Origin of the sequence: Streptomyces albospinus (assembly GCF_014648695.1) — a bacterium.
GTDB classification, from domain to species: domain Bacteria; phylum Actinomycetota; class Actinomycetes; order Streptomycetales; family Streptomycetaceae; genus Streptomyces; species Streptomyces albospinus.
This window is the reverse complement of sequence record NZ_BMRP01000003.1, coordinates 151,981-168,887: the sequence shown is the minus strand read 5'-3', so window position 1 is coordinate 168,887 and position 16,907 is coordinate 151,981. Positions and strand designations below refer to the sequence as shown.

12 protein-coding genes are annotated in these 16,907 nt (G+C 71.8%); 3 read left to right on the top strand and 9 right to left on the bottom strand.

Annotation, left to right across the window (positions count from 1 at the left end; genetic code table 11):
• Nucleotides 1-98: 98 nt before the first annotated feature.
• Nucleotides 99-3,416 (bottom strand): bifunctional lysylphosphatidylglycerol synthetase/lysine--tRNA ligase LysX, encoded by a 3,318-nt coding sequence (gene lysX / locus IEZ17_RS06300; protein WP_189297262.1) that lies wholly within the window; start codon nucleotides 3,414-3,416, stop codon nucleotides 99-101.
• A gap of 174 nt (nucleotides 3,417-3,590) precedes the next feature.
• Nucleotides 3,591-4,412 carry an Ig-like domain-containing protein gene (locus IEZ17_RS06295; RefSeq protein WP_189297260.1) on the bottom strand — a complete coding sequence of 274 codons (822 nt, stop codon included), beginning with the start codon at nucleotides 4,410-4,412 and terminating at the stop codon, nucleotides 3,591-3,593.
• Nucleotides 4,413-4,753: 341 nt separating this feature from the next.
• Here IEZ17_RS06295 and IEZ17_RS06290 point away from each other — a divergent pair, with 341 nt between their 5' ends.
• Nucleotides 4,754-4,948 carry a hypothetical protein gene (locus IEZ17_RS06290; protein WP_189297258.1) on the top strand — a complete coding sequence of 65 codons (195 nt, stop codon included), beginning with the start codon at nucleotides 4,754-4,756 and terminating at the stop codon, nucleotides 4,946-4,948.
• Nucleotides 4,949-5,054: 106 nt separating this feature from the next.
• Here the strand turns inward: IEZ17_RS06290 and IEZ17_RS06285 are convergent, their stop codons facing one another.
• The 6 genes from IEZ17_RS06285 to xylB form a co-directional block, all read right to left on the bottom strand.
• Nucleotides 5,055-6,302, bottom strand: a complete 1,248-nt coding sequence (locus IEZ17_RS06285) for a phosphodiester glycosidase family protein (protein WP_189297256.1) — start codon at nucleotides 6,300-6,302, stop codon at nucleotides 5,055-5,057.
• Nucleotides 6,303-6,442: 140 nt separating this feature from the next.
• Nucleotides 6,443-7,090 (bottom strand): N-acetylmuramoyl-L-alanine amidase, encoded by a 648-nt coding sequence (locus IEZ17_RS06280; protein WP_189297254.1) that lies wholly within the window; start codon nucleotides 7,088-7,090, stop codon nucleotides 6,443-6,445.
• Nucleotides 7,091-7,348: 258 nt separating this feature from the next.
• Entirely contained in the window at nucleotides 7,349-8,764 is a 1,416-nt protein-coding gene (locus tag IEZ17_RS06275; RefSeq protein ID WP_189297252.1) for a family 2B encapsulin nanocompartment shell protein, read from the bottom strand.
• Between the two features lie 134 nt (nucleotides 8,765-8,898).
• Nucleotides 8,899-10,311 carry a family 2B encapsulin nanocompartment shell protein gene (locus IEZ17_RS06270; protein WP_189297250.1) on the bottom strand — a complete coding sequence of 471 codons (1,413 nt, stop codon included), beginning with the start codon at nucleotides 10,309-10,311 and terminating at the stop codon, nucleotides 8,899-8,901.
• A 161-nt stretch (nucleotides 10,312-10,472) separates the two neighbouring features.
• Nucleotides 10,473-11,735 carry an ROK family transcriptional regulator gene (locus IEZ17_RS06265; RefSeq protein WP_189297248.1) on the bottom strand — a complete coding sequence of 421 codons (1,263 nt, stop codon included), beginning with the start codon at nucleotides 11,733-11,735 and terminating at the stop codon, nucleotides 10,473-10,475.
• A gap of 95 nt (nucleotides 11,736-11,830) precedes the next feature.
• Nucleotides 11,831-13,288, bottom strand: coding sequence for a xylulokinase (xylB, locus tag IEZ17_RS06260; RefSeq protein WP_189297246.1), 1,458 nt, complete (start codon nucleotides 13,286-13,288; stop codon nucleotides 11,831-11,833).
• Between the two features lie 228 nt (nucleotides 13,289-13,516).
• On the opposite strand from xylB, the gene xylA reads away from it, so the two are divergent.
• Nucleotides 13,517-14,683, top strand: coding sequence for a xylose isomerase (gene xylA, locus IEZ17_RS06255; protein ID WP_189297244.1), 1,167 nt, complete (start codon nucleotides 13,517-13,519; stop codon nucleotides 14,681-14,683).
• Between the two features lie 84 nt (nucleotides 14,684-14,767).
• Here xylA and IEZ17_RS06250 read toward each other — a convergent pair whose 3' ends face one another.
• Nucleotides 14,768-15,733 carry an acetylxylan esterase gene (locus tag IEZ17_RS06250; protein WP_189297242.1) on the bottom strand — a complete coding sequence of 322 codons (966 nt, stop codon included), beginning with the start codon at nucleotides 15,731-15,733 and terminating at the stop codon, nucleotides 14,768-14,770.
• Nucleotides 15,734-15,913: 180 nt separating this feature from the next.
• Between IEZ17_RS06250 and IEZ17_RS06245 the strand changes: the two genes are divergently transcribed.
• A complete protein-coding gene (locus tag IEZ17_RS06245) occupies nucleotides 15,914-16,870 on the top strand; it encodes a hypothetical protein (RefSeq protein ID WP_189297240.1) in 957 nt (318 codons plus the stop codon).
• Nucleotides 16,871-16,907 lie beyond the last annotated feature (37 nt).

The window sequence follows — 16,907 nt, the reverse complement described above, 5'->3', positions numbered from 1 at the left end:
GCCCGAAAGTTCAGCCCCTCCGGCGATTGAGGAGCGGGGTCCGGGGCGGAGCCCCGCGCATCCGGACGGGAAGGTCCGGACGTCGGCACTCCGCGCGATCAGCGCCTACGCACCAGCGGGAACGGCAGCGTCTCGCGGATCGACAGACCGGTCAGGAACATCACCAGCCGGTCCACACCGATGCCCAGACCACCGGTCGGCGGCATCGCGTACTCCAGGGCCTGGAGGAAGTCCTCGTCCAGCTCCATCGCCTCCGGGTCACCGCCGGCCGCCAGCAGCGACTGCGCGGTGAGCCGCCGCCGCTGCTCGACCGGGTCGGTCAACTCCGAGTAGGCGGTGCCCAGTTCGGTGCCGAACGCGACCAGGTCCCAGCGCTCGGCGAGCCGCGGGTCGACCCGGTGCTGACGCGTCAGCGGCGAGACATCGGTGGGGAAGTCCTTGTAGAAGGTCGGCAGCGTGGTCTTCTCCTCGACCAGCCGCTCGTACATCTCCAGCACGATGTCGCCCCGGCCCATCTCCGGCTTCACCGGCACCGACGAGGCGTTGCACAGCCGCCGCAGCACATCGGGGTCGGTGTCCGCGTCGACCTCCTCGCCCAGTGCCTCGGAGATCGCGCCGTAGACGGTCTTGACCGGCCAGATGCCCGAGATGTCGTGCTCGACCAGCCGCCCGCTCTTGTCCGCCTTACGGGCGGTGGCACTGCCGAACGCCGCGACCGCCGCGCCCTGGATCAGCTCCCGGGTCAGGTTGAGCATCACGTCGTAGTCGGCGAACGCCTGGTACGCCTCCAGCATCGTGAACTCGGGGTTGTGCTTGTACGAGATGCCCTCGTTGCGGAACGTCCGCCCCATCTCGAAGACCTTCTCCATACCGCCCACGCAGAGCCGCTTGAGGTACAGCTCCGGCGCGATCCGCAGATACAGATCCAGGTCGTAGGCGTTGATGTGGGTCTGGAACGGGCGGGCGTTGGCGCCACCGTGGATCTGCTGGAGCATCGGGGTCTCGACCTCCAGGTAGCCGCGTTCGATCAGCCCCTGGCGCAGCGCCTGCACGGCCGTGCTGCGTGCCCGCACGTTGTCCCGCGCGTCCGGCGAGACGACCAGGTCCACATACCGCTGGCGGACCTTGGCCTCCGGGTCGGACAGACCGCGCCGCTTGTCCGGCAGCGGACGCAGGCACTTGGCGGTCAGCCGCCACCGGGTCACGAACACGGTGAGCTCGCCGCGGTCGCTGGTGCCGACCTCGCCCTCGGCCTCGACGTGGTCACCGAGGTCCACGTCCGCGGCGAAGCGGTCCAGCAGCTCGGTGCCGCTGCCGTCCCGGGTCAGCGCGATCTGGAGATCGCCCGACCAGTCCCGCAGCACCGCGAACAGCACGCCGCCGTGGTCGCGGGTGAGCAGCACCCGCCCGGTGACGGTGACGGTCTTGCCGGTACGCTCCCCGGCCGCCAGCTCCCGGTGCTCCTCGCAGACCTGGCCGAGGGTGTGCGTCCGCTGCACGCCGACCGGATACGGGTCCGTGCCGGCCTCCCGCAGCCGCTCCAGCTTGCGGTGCCGCACCCGCACCTGCTCGGGCAGCGCGGCCAGCTCCTGCTCCCGCTGCTCCGCCTCGCCGGCCGGCGGCGCCTGCACCAGGCCCAGCTCGTCCAGCGACGGCAGACCCGCGGTGCTCGCCGGGGCCAGCACCCGCTTCTTGTGGCCCTTGCCCCACAGCTTGCCCAGGCTCGGCACGGCCACGAAGCCCTCGGCGATACCGGAGGCCATACCGATCCGGGCCAGCGCACCGGCGTCCGCGTAGCACAGGAACCGCGGGTACCACTCCGGGAGGTACTTCGAGTTCGAGCGGTAGAGCGCCTCCAGCTGCCACCAGCGGGAGAAGAACAGCAGCAGCCGGCGCCAGAACTTCAGCACCGGACCGGCACCGATCCGGGCGCCCTCCTCGAAGGCGGACCGGAAGACCGCGAAGTTCAGCGAGATCCGCCGCACCCCGAGCGTGCCGGCCTGGGCGCACAGCTGGGCGACCATGAACTCCATCACGCCGTTGGGCGCGCTGCGGTCGCGGCGCATCAGATCCAGCGAGATGCCGTCCTTGCCCCAGGGGACGAAGGACAGCAGCGCGATCATGTTGCCGTCGCCGTCGAACGCCTCGGCCAGCAGGCAGTCGCCGTCCTGATCGTCGCCCAGCCGGTCCAGCGCCATCGAGAAGCCGCGCTCGGTCTCGGTGTCGCGCCAGGCGTCCGCGCGGTGGATGACCTCCTGCATCTCCTGGTCGCTCAGCTCGGCGTGGCGCCGTACGCGGAAGGTCGCCCCGGTCCGCTCGACGCGGTTGACGGCCTGGCGGGTGACCCGCATCTCACGGCCGTCCAGATCGAACCCGGCGACGTGCAGGATCGCCTCGTCACCGAGCTGGAGTGCGCCCATCCCGGCGCGGGCGAACGCCTTCGCGCCGTCCTCGCTGGCGCCCATGACGGCGGGCTGCCAGCCGTAGCGCCCGGCGACCTCCAGCCACGCCTCGATGGCCGGCGCCCATGCCTCGCGGTCACCGACCGGGTCACCACTGGCCAGGCAGACACCGGTCTCCACGCGGTAGGTCACGGCGGCCTTGCCGCTGGGGGAGAAGACCACGGCCTTGTCCCGGCGGGTGGCGAAGTAGCCCAGCGAGTCCTGGCTGCCGTACTTGTTCAGCAGCGCCCTGATGCGGGACTCCTCGTCGCCGTGCAGCGCGGCTTCCATCCGCTGCGAGCGGAAGAGCGTGGCGGCGGCGTTGAGCAGCGCCAGCGCGCCCAGCAGACCGAGGACGGTGCCGGTCCAGTGCGGCGGGTGCCCCTCGACGATCCGGCCGCCGACCAGCCCACCGCAGACGCGGTTGGCGGCCCACAGCAGACGGTTGCCGCCGCCGTGCTCCAGCGACCCGGGCGTCAGCGAGACCAGCCCCCAGCCGAGCAGCACCGCCACCACGAGCCCGCCGCCCAGCACCAGGGCGGCCCGCAGGAAGGCACCGCGCCGGGTGATCGCGTAGAACTCGCGGTGCGCAACGAGCAGCAGCACCAGCGATCCGGCGCACAGCACCAGGGAGATGCTGTACTCCCAGTACCCGGCGGCGAGGAACAGCGCGTCCGCGAGGACGTTAAGCATCATGTACGCGACAACGAACCACAAAGCGACCCGTTTGCGCGCGGCCATCGCCGCGCCCAGCAGGAAGAGGAAGACCGCGTACGCGAAGTTCGGGGTCACCGGGATGGTGAGCGCGTCCAGCCAGTAGATCACCGAGTGGAGCGCCCGCCGAAGGGGCCCGATCAGCGCCGTCAGGGCACAGAAAAGCCCCAGCACGCTGAAGATGATGGCGAAGCCATTGGGGACGCGGCGCCGGAAGCGCCGCCACCCCGTGAGTTGATCCTGGTCCTGCACGGTGCTCATTCCGTCACATTAGGCTCTGAAAGGGGTCAGCGGTTCCACACAAGGGGCCCTGTATTTCTGCCACTGGTTTGTTGCTCGTTTGCTGTCACCGGGACCGTCCGGCCCTCCGGCCTTCTGTCCCGTCCCTCCCTGTTGTCTCTCCTTTGTACGGAGGGTTCGGCGACCGCGATGAGGTCACCCACCTGGACCTTGCCATAAAGCAGGCGTAAGTCCGAGTCCGGGAGTGGTGTAGGCGCCGGCATCGAGGTCCGCTTTCACGGCTCCGCTCCGGCCGATGGTGAAGCTCAGGCCGTAGTCCTTGGTGAAGAATCGGCCGCCGCCGGAGTCCACGCCGTTGAGTTCGGCGCGCAGTGTGACTTTGGTCCCGGGCGCCCACGCGTCCTTCGGCCGCCAGGCGATCTCGTCCTTGCCGCCCTTGGTGCTCGACCAGTCCCACGATCCTTCGGTGGGGCGGTCGGTGATCACCTTCAGCCGCCGCTCCACCGCCGCCCGCTCGGTCACCGGGAAGGCGAAGACGAGGGTGATCGGCTCGGTGAGGCCGACCACATCGCCGTGCGGGGCGGGGGTGAGCCTCGCCCGGTTCCGCTTGGCCACCTTGCCCGTGGTCAGCGACTCCTTCGCCTCACCGGTGTCGCCTTGCGGGTTCTTCGTGCGGGCGAGCACGGAGTACTTGGTGTCCGGCTCGGCCTTGGCCCGTGACGTCCACTCCGTGCCGTTTCCGGAGAGCCCGCCGACCAGCTGCCGTCCCCGGGGGTCGGTCACCGTCACCTCGGTCAGCACGCCGCCGTCCGCGCTCACCCGCAGCCGGTCCCCGGCCTGCACGGTCGCCGTCCCGCTGGCCGATCCCAGCCCCACCTTCACCGGCTGCCCCTGGGATGCCGATGCCTTGGTGGCGTCGCACGCCGCGAGCGTGCCGACGCCGATCAGCGGTACCAGTGCGAGAGCGACATACAACGACCGTGTCGGCCGGCGGTGCCGGTCGGGGCTCTGGCTCATGGGCAGGGGCTTTCCGTCTGCGGTGCGGGAACGGCGGCAATGTCGGCCGCTAAGACGGTCATTCGCAACACTCCGTTGCGGTGGGTGATGTGATCCATGCCACAACTTTGCCGAAGTGCGGGCCATTCACTGAACAATGCGGATCTGCCGGGAAGTTGGGGTATCCCGTCACGGAACAGCCGTGCGCCGCCGGGCCGGAGAATGGCGCCCGCCGACGCCCCGTGACCCGCAGTGATCACCTGTTTGGAGCACCCGGACTCGAACCGGGCATACCTCTGAATGCGCCAAACTGGCCGTCTCTTGCCGCCTGTTCGGGCGGCGGTCGAGGAGGTGTGGTGTCCATGGCGGTGTCCGTCTCGGTGATCCTTTTGCTGGTGGTCCTCACAGTGATCTTTCTGCGCAGCGGCAAGCTCAAGTTCTCGCATGCCCTGGTCTGCGGGCTGCTCGGCTTCTATCTCGCGGGCAGCAGCCTCGCCCCGGACATCCACCACGGGCTCGCCGGCGCGGCCGACGTCGTCAGCGGCGTGCGCCCCTGACCCGGGCAGGCGGCCGACGGTCCGGCCGCCGTAACCGCCCGGTCACCGGGCGTGTCACCTGTCCTGGTCGGAACCGGCGGATCCCGCCGCCGGCCACGGGTCGCGATCACTCGGAGGAGAAGACCCCGATGGCGTTCGCCACCGGCCGCTCCTTGCCGTTCGACGGATGATTGCGCACCCGCAGCTCGTCGTCGTACGGGTCGCGGCTGACGAACGTCGACGATCCGCCGCCGTCCAGATCCATCGCCTCCCGGGCCCCCAGCCGCACCATCAGATCCGCCAGCTCCCGCACCGTCAGCCCTGTCTGGTGCTTCCCCTTCTCCCCGTCCAGCGCCATCAGATACAGCGTCCGGCCCCGATCCGCGATGCCCGCGGAGGTCCGCACCGTCACCGCGGCGGTGTCCAGTCCGCCCACCGGCCGCGCGTTCCGCACGATCGGAAAGCCGCCGACCGCGAGCAGCGGCCGGCCCGGCTCCTGCCCGGCCAGCCGGTGGCTGATCCGCACCCGCTCGCCGACATGCAGCCCGCGCAGCCGCCGCGCCCCGTCCTCCCGGCCCAGCAGCACCACGCTCCCGGCCGCGATCTGCCCCTTGCCCGGGTGGCGGCCCACCTTCGCCACCCGCCCGTGCCGCACCGTGACCTCGGCGGTGTTCGTCACGCACCCCGCGCGCCGGTCGGTGTCCGTGCCGCATACCGCGCGCTCCCGGGACGCCGCGCCCCAGGTGGCGGTGTACGCGCCGATCCCGTTCACCGGCAGCGCGTACTGGTTCAGCCCGCGCAACGGCCAGGAGCCCTCGGCGCTGCGGACCGTGCCGCGCAGCGCCAGCCGGTCCAGCCGGGCCCGGTGGTCGTAGCCGACGGTGAGGACGTCCTCGGTGGTCGCGCCGGGCGGCAGCACGGGCCCGAACCGCTGGCCGTTCGGCACCGCGCCCTTCAGCTCCCGCCCCGAGGACACCGCGGGCCCGTCCGCGGAACCGGTCACCTCGACTCCCGGGTGCTGGGTCTCGCTGATGTTGAAGAAGTCGCCGTTGACGGCCCCCACCACGTCCTCGGCGTCGGCCAGCTCGGAGACCGGAGCGCGTCCGGAGGCCGCCCCCGGGTACAGCAGGTCCACCGAGACCGCCGGATCGGTCAGGTCGACGGTCAGCAGATGGCCGTGCACGATGCCGCGCGGCAGCCTCATCCGGAACTCGTCATAGGTCACGCCGGGCGCCACCTGGACCGCTTCCGCACGCTCGATGCCGGTGTCCGCGGCGGTGGCCCGCCCGCCGCCCGCCAGCCCGCCGCCGACCAGGACCGCCCACGCGACCAGCGCCGTCCCCGTCGTCCGGACCCGGTCGAATCGCTTCTTCACGAGAGCCCCCTGACGTCGCGTCAACTGTCCCAGGTGCTTGGAGCGCTCACTATGACCCGCGGATGTCGGGAATCCGTACACCTGCGGAACGGCCGTCGTGTCGCCCGGCGCCGAGGTCGGAGAAGGGATATGACGGTCCGTCACATCTCCAGCAGGTTCTCCCAGAAGGCCGCCCCGTCGACCAGTTCCATGTAGCGGGCCCAGTCCCAGTACTGGCCGGGGTCCTTGTGGTCGGTGCCGGGGACCTCGACGTGCCCGATGATGTGCTTGCGGTCCTTGGGGATGCCGTAGCGGTGGCAGATGGCGGCGGTCAGCAGCGCGGACCGGGTGTAGAGGGCGTCGGTGAACCACTTCGGGTCGTCGATCCAGCCCTCGTGCTCGATGCCGATGCTGCGGGTGTTGTAGTCCCAGTTGCCGGCGTGCCAGGCGACGTCCCGCTCGTGGACGCACTGGGCGGTGTAGCCGTCCGCGGACCGTACGACGTAGTGCGCGGCGGCCTGGTGTGCGGGGTCCCGGAAGAGCCGGAGGGTGTCCGGGAAGGTCTCCTGGGTCACATGGATCACGATCATGTCGATCGGGTACTTCGACGGGCGGTGGGCGGCGGTGAAGTTGGCGGGGTTGGCCGGAGTCCAGTGGACCGGGGGGTAGGCGCCGCCGCCCGCGGCCCGTTTGCGGGGTGCCGCGGCGGCGGTGGCCGCGGTGAGGGGGGTCAGTGCGGCGGCTGCGGCGAGCGCCGCCGCGCCGGTGAGCAGCCGCCGGCGGGCCGGGAGATGAGGGTCGGGCTCCATGTGAACTCCTGACAAGGACCGAGGGGTGGTCGCATACATGTCACGCACATGTCGATGTACTCATCATGCGCAACAGTGCGCGCCCTGCCAAGGGAATGGCCGTTCTGTCAATGGCTTGACCAAAGACGGACCGCGGCCGTTCAAAGGAGCCCGATACCCCCTGATCGGACGTCACCCGGGTGCCGGAACACCGGATCTGAGGTAGTGCCAGAAGATGGCGGTCCGGCACGCACCCGAGGTGGTGTCATCACGCTGTGGTCAGTGGCCGATCTCGACGTCCTCCAGCACGCCCAGCGCGTCCGGCACCAGGACCGCCGCCGAATAGTAGGCGCTGACCAGGTACTTGATGACGGCCTGCTCATTGATGCCCATGAAGCGCACCGACAGGCCCGGCCGGTACTCGTCCGGGATGCCGGTCTGGTGCAGCCCCACCACGCCCTGGTTCTCCTCGCCGACCCGCATCGCGATGATCGAGCTGGTCTGGTCCGGGTTGACCGGGATCTTGTTGCAGGGCAGCAGCGGAATACCCCGCCAGGCGCGCACCGGCGTCCCGTCGATCTCGGTGTTCGCCGGGTAGATCCCCCGTGCGTTCCACTCCCGCCCGATGGCCGCGATGGTGCGCGGGTGCGCCAGCAGGAACTGGGTCTTGCGGCGCCGGGAGATCAGCTCGTCCAGGTCGTCGGGGGTGGGCGGGCCGCTGCGGGTGTGGATGCGCTGCTTGAGGTCGGCGTTGTGCAGCAGTCCGAACTCGCGGTTGTTGACCATCTCGTGTTCCTGGCGCTCGCGCAGCGCCTCCACCGTGAGCCGCAGCTGCTGGTCCAGCTGGTTCATCGGGTCGTTGTAGAGGTCGGCGACCCGCGAGTGGATCTTCAACACGGTCTGCGCGACGCTGAGTTCGTACTCCCGCGGCGCGCGCTCGTAGTCGACGAAGGTGCCCGGCAGCTCGGGCTCGCCGACATGGCCGGCGGCCAGCTCGATGGCCGCCTCGCCGTGCTTGTTCTGCGCCGGAACCAGCGCCGTACGGAAGTTCTCGACGTGCTCGCGCAGCGCCTCCGAACGGCCCAGCACCTCTTCGTACTCGGCGCGCGACAGCGTCAGCGCGGTGCCGCGGGTGACCGCCCGTACGGTGTGCTCCCACTCGGCGTCCGGCATCAGCAGCGCCGCCTCGCCGGCCGCATCGCCGTCGGCGAGCACCGCCACCACGGTCTCGTCGCCGTACTTGCCGGTGCCGAGCCGTTCGAGCTTGCCGTGGGCGATCAGGATGACCTGGTCGGTCGGCGTGCCCCGCTCGGCGAGGACATCGCCGGGGGCGAAGTCCCGCTGGACGAACCGGTCGGCCAGCGCCTCCAGCGTCGGGTTGTCGTCGAAGCTGCGCAGCGGCGCCATCTCCCGCAACTCTTGTGGAATCACGCGGACTTCGGCGCCCTGGGTGACGAACTCCACCCGGCCGTCGCCGAGTGTGTGGGTCAGCCGCCGGTTCACGCGGTAGGTGCCGCCGTCGACCTGCGTCCAGGGCAGGATGCGCAGCAGCCACCGCGAGGAGATGCCCTGCATCTGCGGCGGCGTCTTGGTCGTGGTCGCCAGATTGCGGGCGGCGGCGGTGTCCAGGCTGGAGCGGTGCTGCTCGATGCCTGACGTCTGCGGGCCGGACGTGGGGTCCACCGATGTGGTCATGGCGAGGATTCACCTGTTCTGTTCGGAACGTGACGCTCTGAAGGAGCGGTGGAGAAAGGCAGGGAAGAAGACGTGCGGGAGCGGTCCGGGCCGGCAGGGCGTGCTCGGTCCTCCGGACGGCGAGGCGGTACCCCTCAGTGACCGATTTCCACGTCCTCCAGGACACCCAGCGCATCGGGAACGAGAATGGCCGCCGAATAGTAGGCGCTGACGAGATAGTTCATGACGGCGGTGTCGTCGATTCCCATGAACCGCACCGAAAGGCTCGGCTCGTATTCATCCGGAATTCCACTGCGATGCAGACCGACCACACCTTGTTTTTCCTCGCCGGTGCGCAGCAGCAGTACCGAACTCGTCCGCTCCTTCGTCACCGGGATCTTGTTGCACGGGAAGATCGGCACCCCGCGCCAGGACGGCACCGAGTGGCCCAGGAAGGAGACCGGGTCCGGGTAGAGCCCGCGGGCGTTGCACTCCCGGCCGATCGCCGAGATGGTCTTCGGGTGCGCCAGCAGGAAGCCCGGGTCCTTCCAGACCGTCGCGAGGAGCTCGTCGAGGTCGTCGGGGGTGGGCGGGCCGCTGCGGGTGTGGATGCGCTGCTTGAGGTCGGCGTTGTGCAGCAGCCCGAACCCGGGGTTGTTGATCATCTCGTGCTCCTGGCGCTCGCGCAGCGCCTGGACCGTGAGCTTGAGCTGCTCCTCGACCTGGTTCATCGGGTCGTTGTAGAGGTCGCCGACCCTGGTGTGGGTGCGCAGTACGGTCTGCGCGACGCTGAGTTCGTACTCCCGCGGTGCCGGCTCGTAGTCGACGAAGGTGCTGGGCAGCGGAGGTTCGCCGTGGTGGCCGGAGGCGACCGCGACCGCGGATTCGCCGCTCGCGTTGGTCGGCGGCCCGGCGCCGTCGGTGCCCGCCGCGAGATGGTCGCGCAGCGCGTCGGAGCGGCCGATGACCTCATGGGCGTCCTGCCGGCGCAGTGCCATGACCGTCACCCGGGTCACCGCGCGATAGCTGAACTCCCAGCTGCCGTCCGGGCTGGTGAGCGGGGCGTCGCCGAGGTGGTCGCCGCCGGCCAGCGCTTCGAGCACGGTCGCGTCGCCGTATTTGCCGGTGCCGATCCGGTCGACCCGGCCGTGCGCGATCAGCACCACCCGGTCGTGCGGCGTACCGGCCTCGGCGATCATCTCGCCGGGCGTGTACTCGTGCTGAGTAAACCTTTCGCCGAGTGCCGCGAGCACCTCGGTGTCCGTGAACTCCCACAGCGAAGGCAGTTCGCGCAGCTCGTCGGGGATGATCGAGACCTGGGTGCCGATGATGTCGAAGTCGATCCGCCCGTCGCCGACGGTGTACGCCAGCCGCCGGTTGACGCGATACGTACCACCCGAGACCTGCACCCACGGCAGCAGCCGCAGCAGCCAGCGGGAGGTGATCCCCTGCATCTGCGGTGCGGTCTTGGTGGTGGTCGCCAAATTCCGTGCGGCTGCGGTGCTCAGGCTGGAATTCGGGGTCTCTTCGGCGCTTCCGGGCAGTGTTTCGCCGGCAATCGTCACCATGTCACCTATCTCGTGGAGGGTGCTGCGCGGCCCGTCCGGAGAGCGTTCGGCGGAGCTCCCCGGCGGCTCGCCGCACCGAAGATAGTGGCGCCTCTTTTATCCGCACAATCGCTCGATTGGGTGGCATGGAATTCGGCTTCCATGGAAAGGTTTAGCGGTTTTCAGCACCGGGAACGGTGCGTCGGGGAAAAGGCCGGCGGATCGTCCAGAACGGCCCGGAGCGCGGCATGCGCCGCACCGAACAGCGGCCCGTCCGCCCCCAGTTGGGACACTCTCACCAACGGGTCGCCGGAAACGGCCGGTTGGGCCGCGACGGCGGTACGGAACGTCAACTCCCGCTCCAGGGACGGCAGGACCCACGGTGCCAGCCCGGCCAGTGAACCGCCGAGGACCACCGCCCGCGGATCGAGCAGATTCACCGCCCCGGCGAGCGCGATCCCCAGCGCGGTACCCGCCTCGTGCAGGGCGCGGACGGTCGCCGCGTCCCCGTCGGCGGCGCGCCGCGCCAGCAGCGCGACGGCGGCACCCGGCCCCGGACGTCCGGCCGCCGCCCGCTCCGGTGAGAGCCCGCCGGCGCGCAGCACGGCCCGCTCGCCCGCGTACTGCTCCAGGCAGCCCCGCCCGCCGCAGTCGCACGGGCGGCCCTCCGGGTACACCGGCACGTGCCCCAGCTCACCGGCGAACCCCCGGTCGCCCCGCAGCAGTTGACCGTCCACCACCACCGCGGCGCCGATGCCGATCTCGGCCGAGACATGCAGGAAGTCCGGCGGTGCGGGCCGGCCGGTTCCGCCGCTCAGCCGCAGTTCGGCCAGCGCTCCGAGGTTCGCCTCGTTCTCCACGGTGAGCGGGACGGACCCGGCGCCGCCGTACTCCGGGGCCAGGGCGGGCGCCAGATCGGTGTCCCGCCAGCCGAGGTTGGGGGCGTGCACCACCGTCGTCGAGCCCCGGGCCACCAGCCCGGGGACGGCGACCGCCAGTCCGGCCGGCCGCAGCCCCTCGGCGGCGATCCCCGTCCGTACGTCCGCCAGCAGGGCGGACAACTGCCGTAGCACGGGCCCCGGTTCGCTGTGCCGGTTCGCCGCGTCCGCGGCCACCCGGGCGCGGATCCGGCCGCGCAGATCGACCGCGCACACCGCCAGGTGGTCGACGCCTATCTCCGCCCCGATCCCGGCCGGTCCCCGGTCGCTGACGGCCAGTTCACTCCCCGGTCGCCCGCGCCCGCCGGTCGCCGCCGGCCCGGTCTCCACCAGCAGTCCGGCCCGCAGCAGTTCGTCGACCAGCGGTGCCACACCCGCCCGGGTCAGCCCGATGCGCGCCGCGACACCCGGCCGGGAGAGCGGCCCGTCGGCCGCCACCGCGCGCAGCACCCGGGCCAGATTGCGGCGGCGGATGCCTTGCGGGGTGTCATCGGTGGAGGCGGGCATGGCGGTCTCCTGATGGGGCGTAACGCGTAGCCGGATACGGTGAGTCGGGTGATTCGTAGTGGAGCGGGCCGGGCCCGGATTTCCGCCGAGGAGGGTCAGCGGTGGCCGAGCAGGGCCGCTCCGTCGGCGAGCGTGGCCGCCAGCCGGTCGCAGGCGGCGGTGTCCCGCTCCACCGGCTCGAACGCCGTGCCGCGGGCCGTCCCCCAGCGGCGCGCCACCGCCGCCGGATCCTCGCCCAGCAGCAGCCCGGCCGCCTGCGCCGCGGCGCCGAGCGCCACCAGCTCCTGTGCCTCGGGCACCACCACCGGCCGCCCGGAGAGCCGCCGTACGGTCTCCCGCCAGGCGCGGCCCCGGGCCCCGCCGCCGATCAGCAGCAGCGGCGCATCGTCCGCGGTGTCCGCGTCGAGTACCCGGTCCAGGGCCTGGAGCAGGGCGAACACCGCACCGTCGTACGCCGCTTGGAGCAGCTGGCCGGCGGTGGTGTCGTGCCGCAGGCCGTGCAGCAGCCCCGAGGCGTGCGGCAGATTCGGGGTCCGCTCGCCGTCCAGGAAGGGCAGCAGTACGGCGCTGCCGCCCGCCTCGACGGCCTCCCGGTCGCGGCCGAGGAGCGCCGCCACCCGGTCCACGGCGAGCGTGCAGTTCAGGGTGCAGGCCAGCGGCAGCCAGTCGCCGCGGGCATCGGCGAAGCCCGCGACGATCCCGGTCGGATCGGTCGGCCGGTGGGTGGAGACCGCGTAGACCGTGCCGGAGGTGCCCAGGCTCAGCACCGGCTGCCCGGAGCGCAGGCCCAGCCCCAGCGCCGCCGCCATGTTGTCGCCCGTACCGGGAGCCACCAACGCACCCTGCGGAAGCGGGAGTTCCGCGCACCGCACGGTGCCGGCGGCCTCGCCGGGGAGCGCCACCCGCGGCAGCTTCTCCGGGGCCAGTCCGACGTGTTCCAGGATCTCCGTGTCGTACGCCCCGGTCGCCGACGCCCACCAGCCCGTCCCGGACGCGTCCCCGCGGTCGGTGACGCCCTGGCCGGTCAGCCGCTGCGTCAGGTAGTCGTGCGGCAGCCGGACCGCGGCGGTGGCCGCGGCGGACTCCGGTTCGTTGTCGCACAGCCAGGCCCACTTGGCGACCGTGAACGCGGACCTCGGCACGCTGCCGGTCCGCTGCGCCCAGACCTCGGCGCCGCCCCGCTCCCGGACCAGCCGCTCGCTCTGCGGCGCCGCCCGTACGTCGTTCCACAGCAGCGCCGGGCGCACCGGCGCGCCGGCCGCGTCGAGGGTGACCAGCCCGTGCTGCTGCCCGGCGACGGACACCGCGGACGCCTGCCGGGCCGCGGCCCCGCACCGGTCCAGCGCCTCGCCCAGCGCCCGCCACCACTGCTCGGGATCGCTCTCCTTGCCGCCGGGCTCGCCCCCGTCCTTCCCCGTGCCGCCGGTGACGGTGTGCGGGGCCTGGCCCCGGGCCAGCACCGCGCCGGTCTCCGCGTCCACGACCAGCGTCTTGGTGGACTGCGTCGAGCTGTCCACGCCGACGACGAGCGGTCCGGCCGACTGTGCGCCCATCGTGCACTCTCCCTTGGCGGCTGGTGGTCCGGGGCACGAGCTCCCCGGGTTGCCCGGTGATCCGGGTTCCTCCCAGGGGGTTCCCCGGTGCGCTGCCGCATATTAATTTGTCCGCGACGGAATTTGTAAAGCTCGTTGACGAAATGGGTGGGGCGCGGCGCCGCACGCCACGACCGGGCGTGCCGGCCCGCACCGCAGGACCCGGACTACCCGGACGAGGGAGCCGCCATGAGCCATCACCCCGTGCCCGCCGACAAGTTCAGCTTCGGCCTGTGGACCGTCGGCTGGCAGGGCCGGGACCCCTTCGGGGACGCCACCCGCCCCGCCCTGGACCCCGTCGAATCGGTGCACCGGCTGGCGGAACTGGGCGCGTACGGCGTCACCTTCCACGACGACGATCTGATCCCGCCCGGCTCCGACGACCGTGCCCGCGAGACCGCCGTCAAGCGCTTCCGGCAGGCGCTGGACACCACCGGCCTGGCCGTCCCGATGGCCACCACCAACCTCTTCACCCACCCCGTCTTCAAGGACGGCGCCTTCACCGCCAACGACCGCGACATCCGCCGCCACGCCCTGCGCAAGACGCTCCGCAACATCGACCTCGCCGCCGAACTGGGCGCCCGCACCTACGTCGCCTGGGGCGGCAGGGAGGGCGCGGAATCCGGGGCGGCCAAGGACGTCCGCACCGCGCTGGACCGGCTGAAGGAGGCGTTCGACCTCCTCGGGCAGTACGTCACCGAGCAGGGCTACGACCTGAGGTTCGCCATCGAACCCAAGCCCAACGAGCCGCGCGGCGACATCCTGCTGCCCACGGTCGGCCACGCCCTGGCCTTCATCGAACGGCTGGCGCGCCCCGACCTCTACGGCGTCAACCCGGAGGTCGGCCACGAGCAGATGGCCGGTCTGAACGTTCCGCACGGCGTCGCCCAAGCTCTCTGGGCGGGCAAGCTCCTCCATATCGACCTCAACGGTCAGAGCGGCGTCAAGTACGACCAGGACCTCCGCTTCGGCGCCGGTGATCTGCGGTCCGCGTTCTGGCTGGTCGACCTGCTGGAGACCGCCGGATACGACGGTCCCCGGCACTTCGACTTCAAGCCGCCGCGCACCGAGGACCCGGACGGCGTCTGGGCCTCGGCGGCGGGCTGTATGCGCACCTATCTGCTGCTCAGGGAACGTGCGGCGGCCTTCCGTGCCGACCCGGCGGTCCAGGAGGCGCTGCGGGCGGCGCGGGTCGACGAGCTGGCACTGCCGACCGCCGAGGACGGCCTGGCCGGACTGCTGGCCGACCGCGGCGCGTACGAGACGTTCGACGCGGAGGAGGCGGGCGCCCGGGGAATGGCGTTCGAGCGGCTGGACCAGCTGGCGGTGGACCACTTGATGGGGGCGGCCGGCTGACGGGCGGCGGAGCGCCCCTGACGGCGCTGATCGGATCAGGCGCGTCCCTGGGCGGGGCCGGCCGAGGGGGCTGGGGTGGCCCCCTCAGCCGAACAGTTCGTGGACGAACCGGAGTTCCGCCGCCCGCTGCTGCCCGCCGCCGCTCTCATGGGCGTTGAAGCGCCATACCTGGAGCTGCTTCTCGCCCGCGTAGCGGTGATACGCGGCGAAGCCCGTGGACGGCGGCACGACGGCGTCGCGCAGCGCCGTACCGAAGAGCGCCGGGGCGCTCGCGCGAGCCGCGAAGTTCAGGCCGTCGAAGTGGTCGAGGGTGTGCAGCGCGGTGTCGATACGGGTGCGTTCGCCCGCGAAGTAGCGGACCAGTTCGCCGTACGGTCCCTCGTCCGTGATCTCCAGGGCCCGCCGGATGTGCGTCAGGAACGGCACGTCGATCAGCGCACCGGCGAGACCCGGGACCAGCCCGGTCATCGCGAGCGCGAGGGCGCCGCCCTGGCTGCCGCCCGCGACCACGATCCGCTCCGCGTCCACCGCGGCGTGCCCGCGGGCCACCTCAACGGCCCGGACCGCGTCGGTGAACAGCCGCCGGTAGTAGTAGTCGTCGGGATCGAGCAGGCCCTGTGTCATCTTGCCCGGTACGCCGGGATGCGGGGCGCCGACCGGATCGGGGGTGTCGCCGGGCCTGTTGGGGCCGCTCTGCCCCCGGGTGTCCATGACGAGCGTGGCGTAGCCGGCGGACGGCCACAGCAGCCAGTCGTGCGGCAGCAGCCGGCCGCCGTCGTAACCGAGGTACTGCACGACGCAGGGGAGCGGGCCGGCGGCCGTCCTCGGGCGCAGGAACCAGCCGCGGATCCGGTGCCCGCCGAAGCCGGAGAACTCCACGTCGGCGGTGTGCAGCAGCGTCAGCCCGGCGTCGACCTCGGTGAACCGCGCGTCGAGTTCATGGCCGCGGGCCTCGTCGAGCGTCCGCTTCCAGAACGCGTCGAACCCGGCGGGCTCGGGCAGCGGCGGGTGGTAGCGGCGCAGCTCGTCCAGGGGCAGGTCGGTGAACATGGAGCACCTCCGGTGCCGTCGGGCGTACACGTTAGGGTCTCTCCGGGCGATCGAGGACCAGGGTCGGTTCTCGGCCGCTCGTCGCCAACGGTGCCCAGCGGACGGACATTTCAGACCTGGAATGTTCCGGGTTGGTCACCACGTCCTTCAAAACACCGTAAAGAAGCGATCACTTCCGCCATGAGCTATCCGCCGCCTCCGCCGTCGAACCAGCCGCCGCATCAGCCGGCCCCCAGCAACCCCGGTGGTTTCGGCCCGCCGGGCGGCGGTTACGGGCCGGGCGCACCGGGCGCGGCGCAGGGCCCGTACGGACCGGGCGGTTACGGGGCGGGTGGCTACGGGCCGTCCGGACCGGCCGGGCCGCCGGGACCTGCGGGCCCGTCGGCCGGAGGCGGTCCGGCGGCCTCCGGCCCGTACGGCGCCTCCGGGGGCGGCGGCTTCGGGCCTCCTGGCTCGGGTGGTCCCGGCGGTCCGGGTGGGCCGGGGGATCCTGGTGGCTGGCAGCAGCAGCCGCCCGGTCCGCCGCAGCGGGGCGGCGGCAACGGCAAGGCGATCGCGCTGATCGTCGGCGCCGGTGTGGTCGTGCTGGCAGCCGTCATCGGCACCCTCGTCTGGGTCAACAGCGGCAGCGACAGCACGAACCAGGCCAAGCCCTCCGCCTCCGGCTCCAGTTCCGGGCCCGGCGCGAGCCCGTCCGACTCCGCCTCCGCGAGTCCGTCCGTCAGCCCCTCGCCGTCCACGGCACCCACCGGCCCGCCGGCCGGTGCGGTCTCGCCCACCGGCCGCACGGTTCCCTTCTACGAGATGAAGCGGGGCGACTGCTACGACATCCCGCCGGGCGACGGCGGCGGCAACAGCAACGCGGCAGCCTGCAACGGCGCCCATGACGCCGAGGTCGTCTTCGTCTACACCCTGCCGTTCGGCCTGTCGTCCGAGAACGAGATCAAGGACAAGGCATCGTCGCTCTGCGCCTCCGAACTGGAGAGCAAGGCGTCCAAGCAGCCGGCCGGAACCGCCGAGGGCACCTACGTCCAGTTCCCCAGCCTCAAGGGCTACCACATGGGCATCAAGTCGGTGATCTGCAGCCTGACGGCCAACAAGAGCGGTACCAAGAAGCTCACCAAGCCGCTGGTCTGAGGGGGCGGTGGGCGGCGGAGGCAGGGCAGCAGGAGAA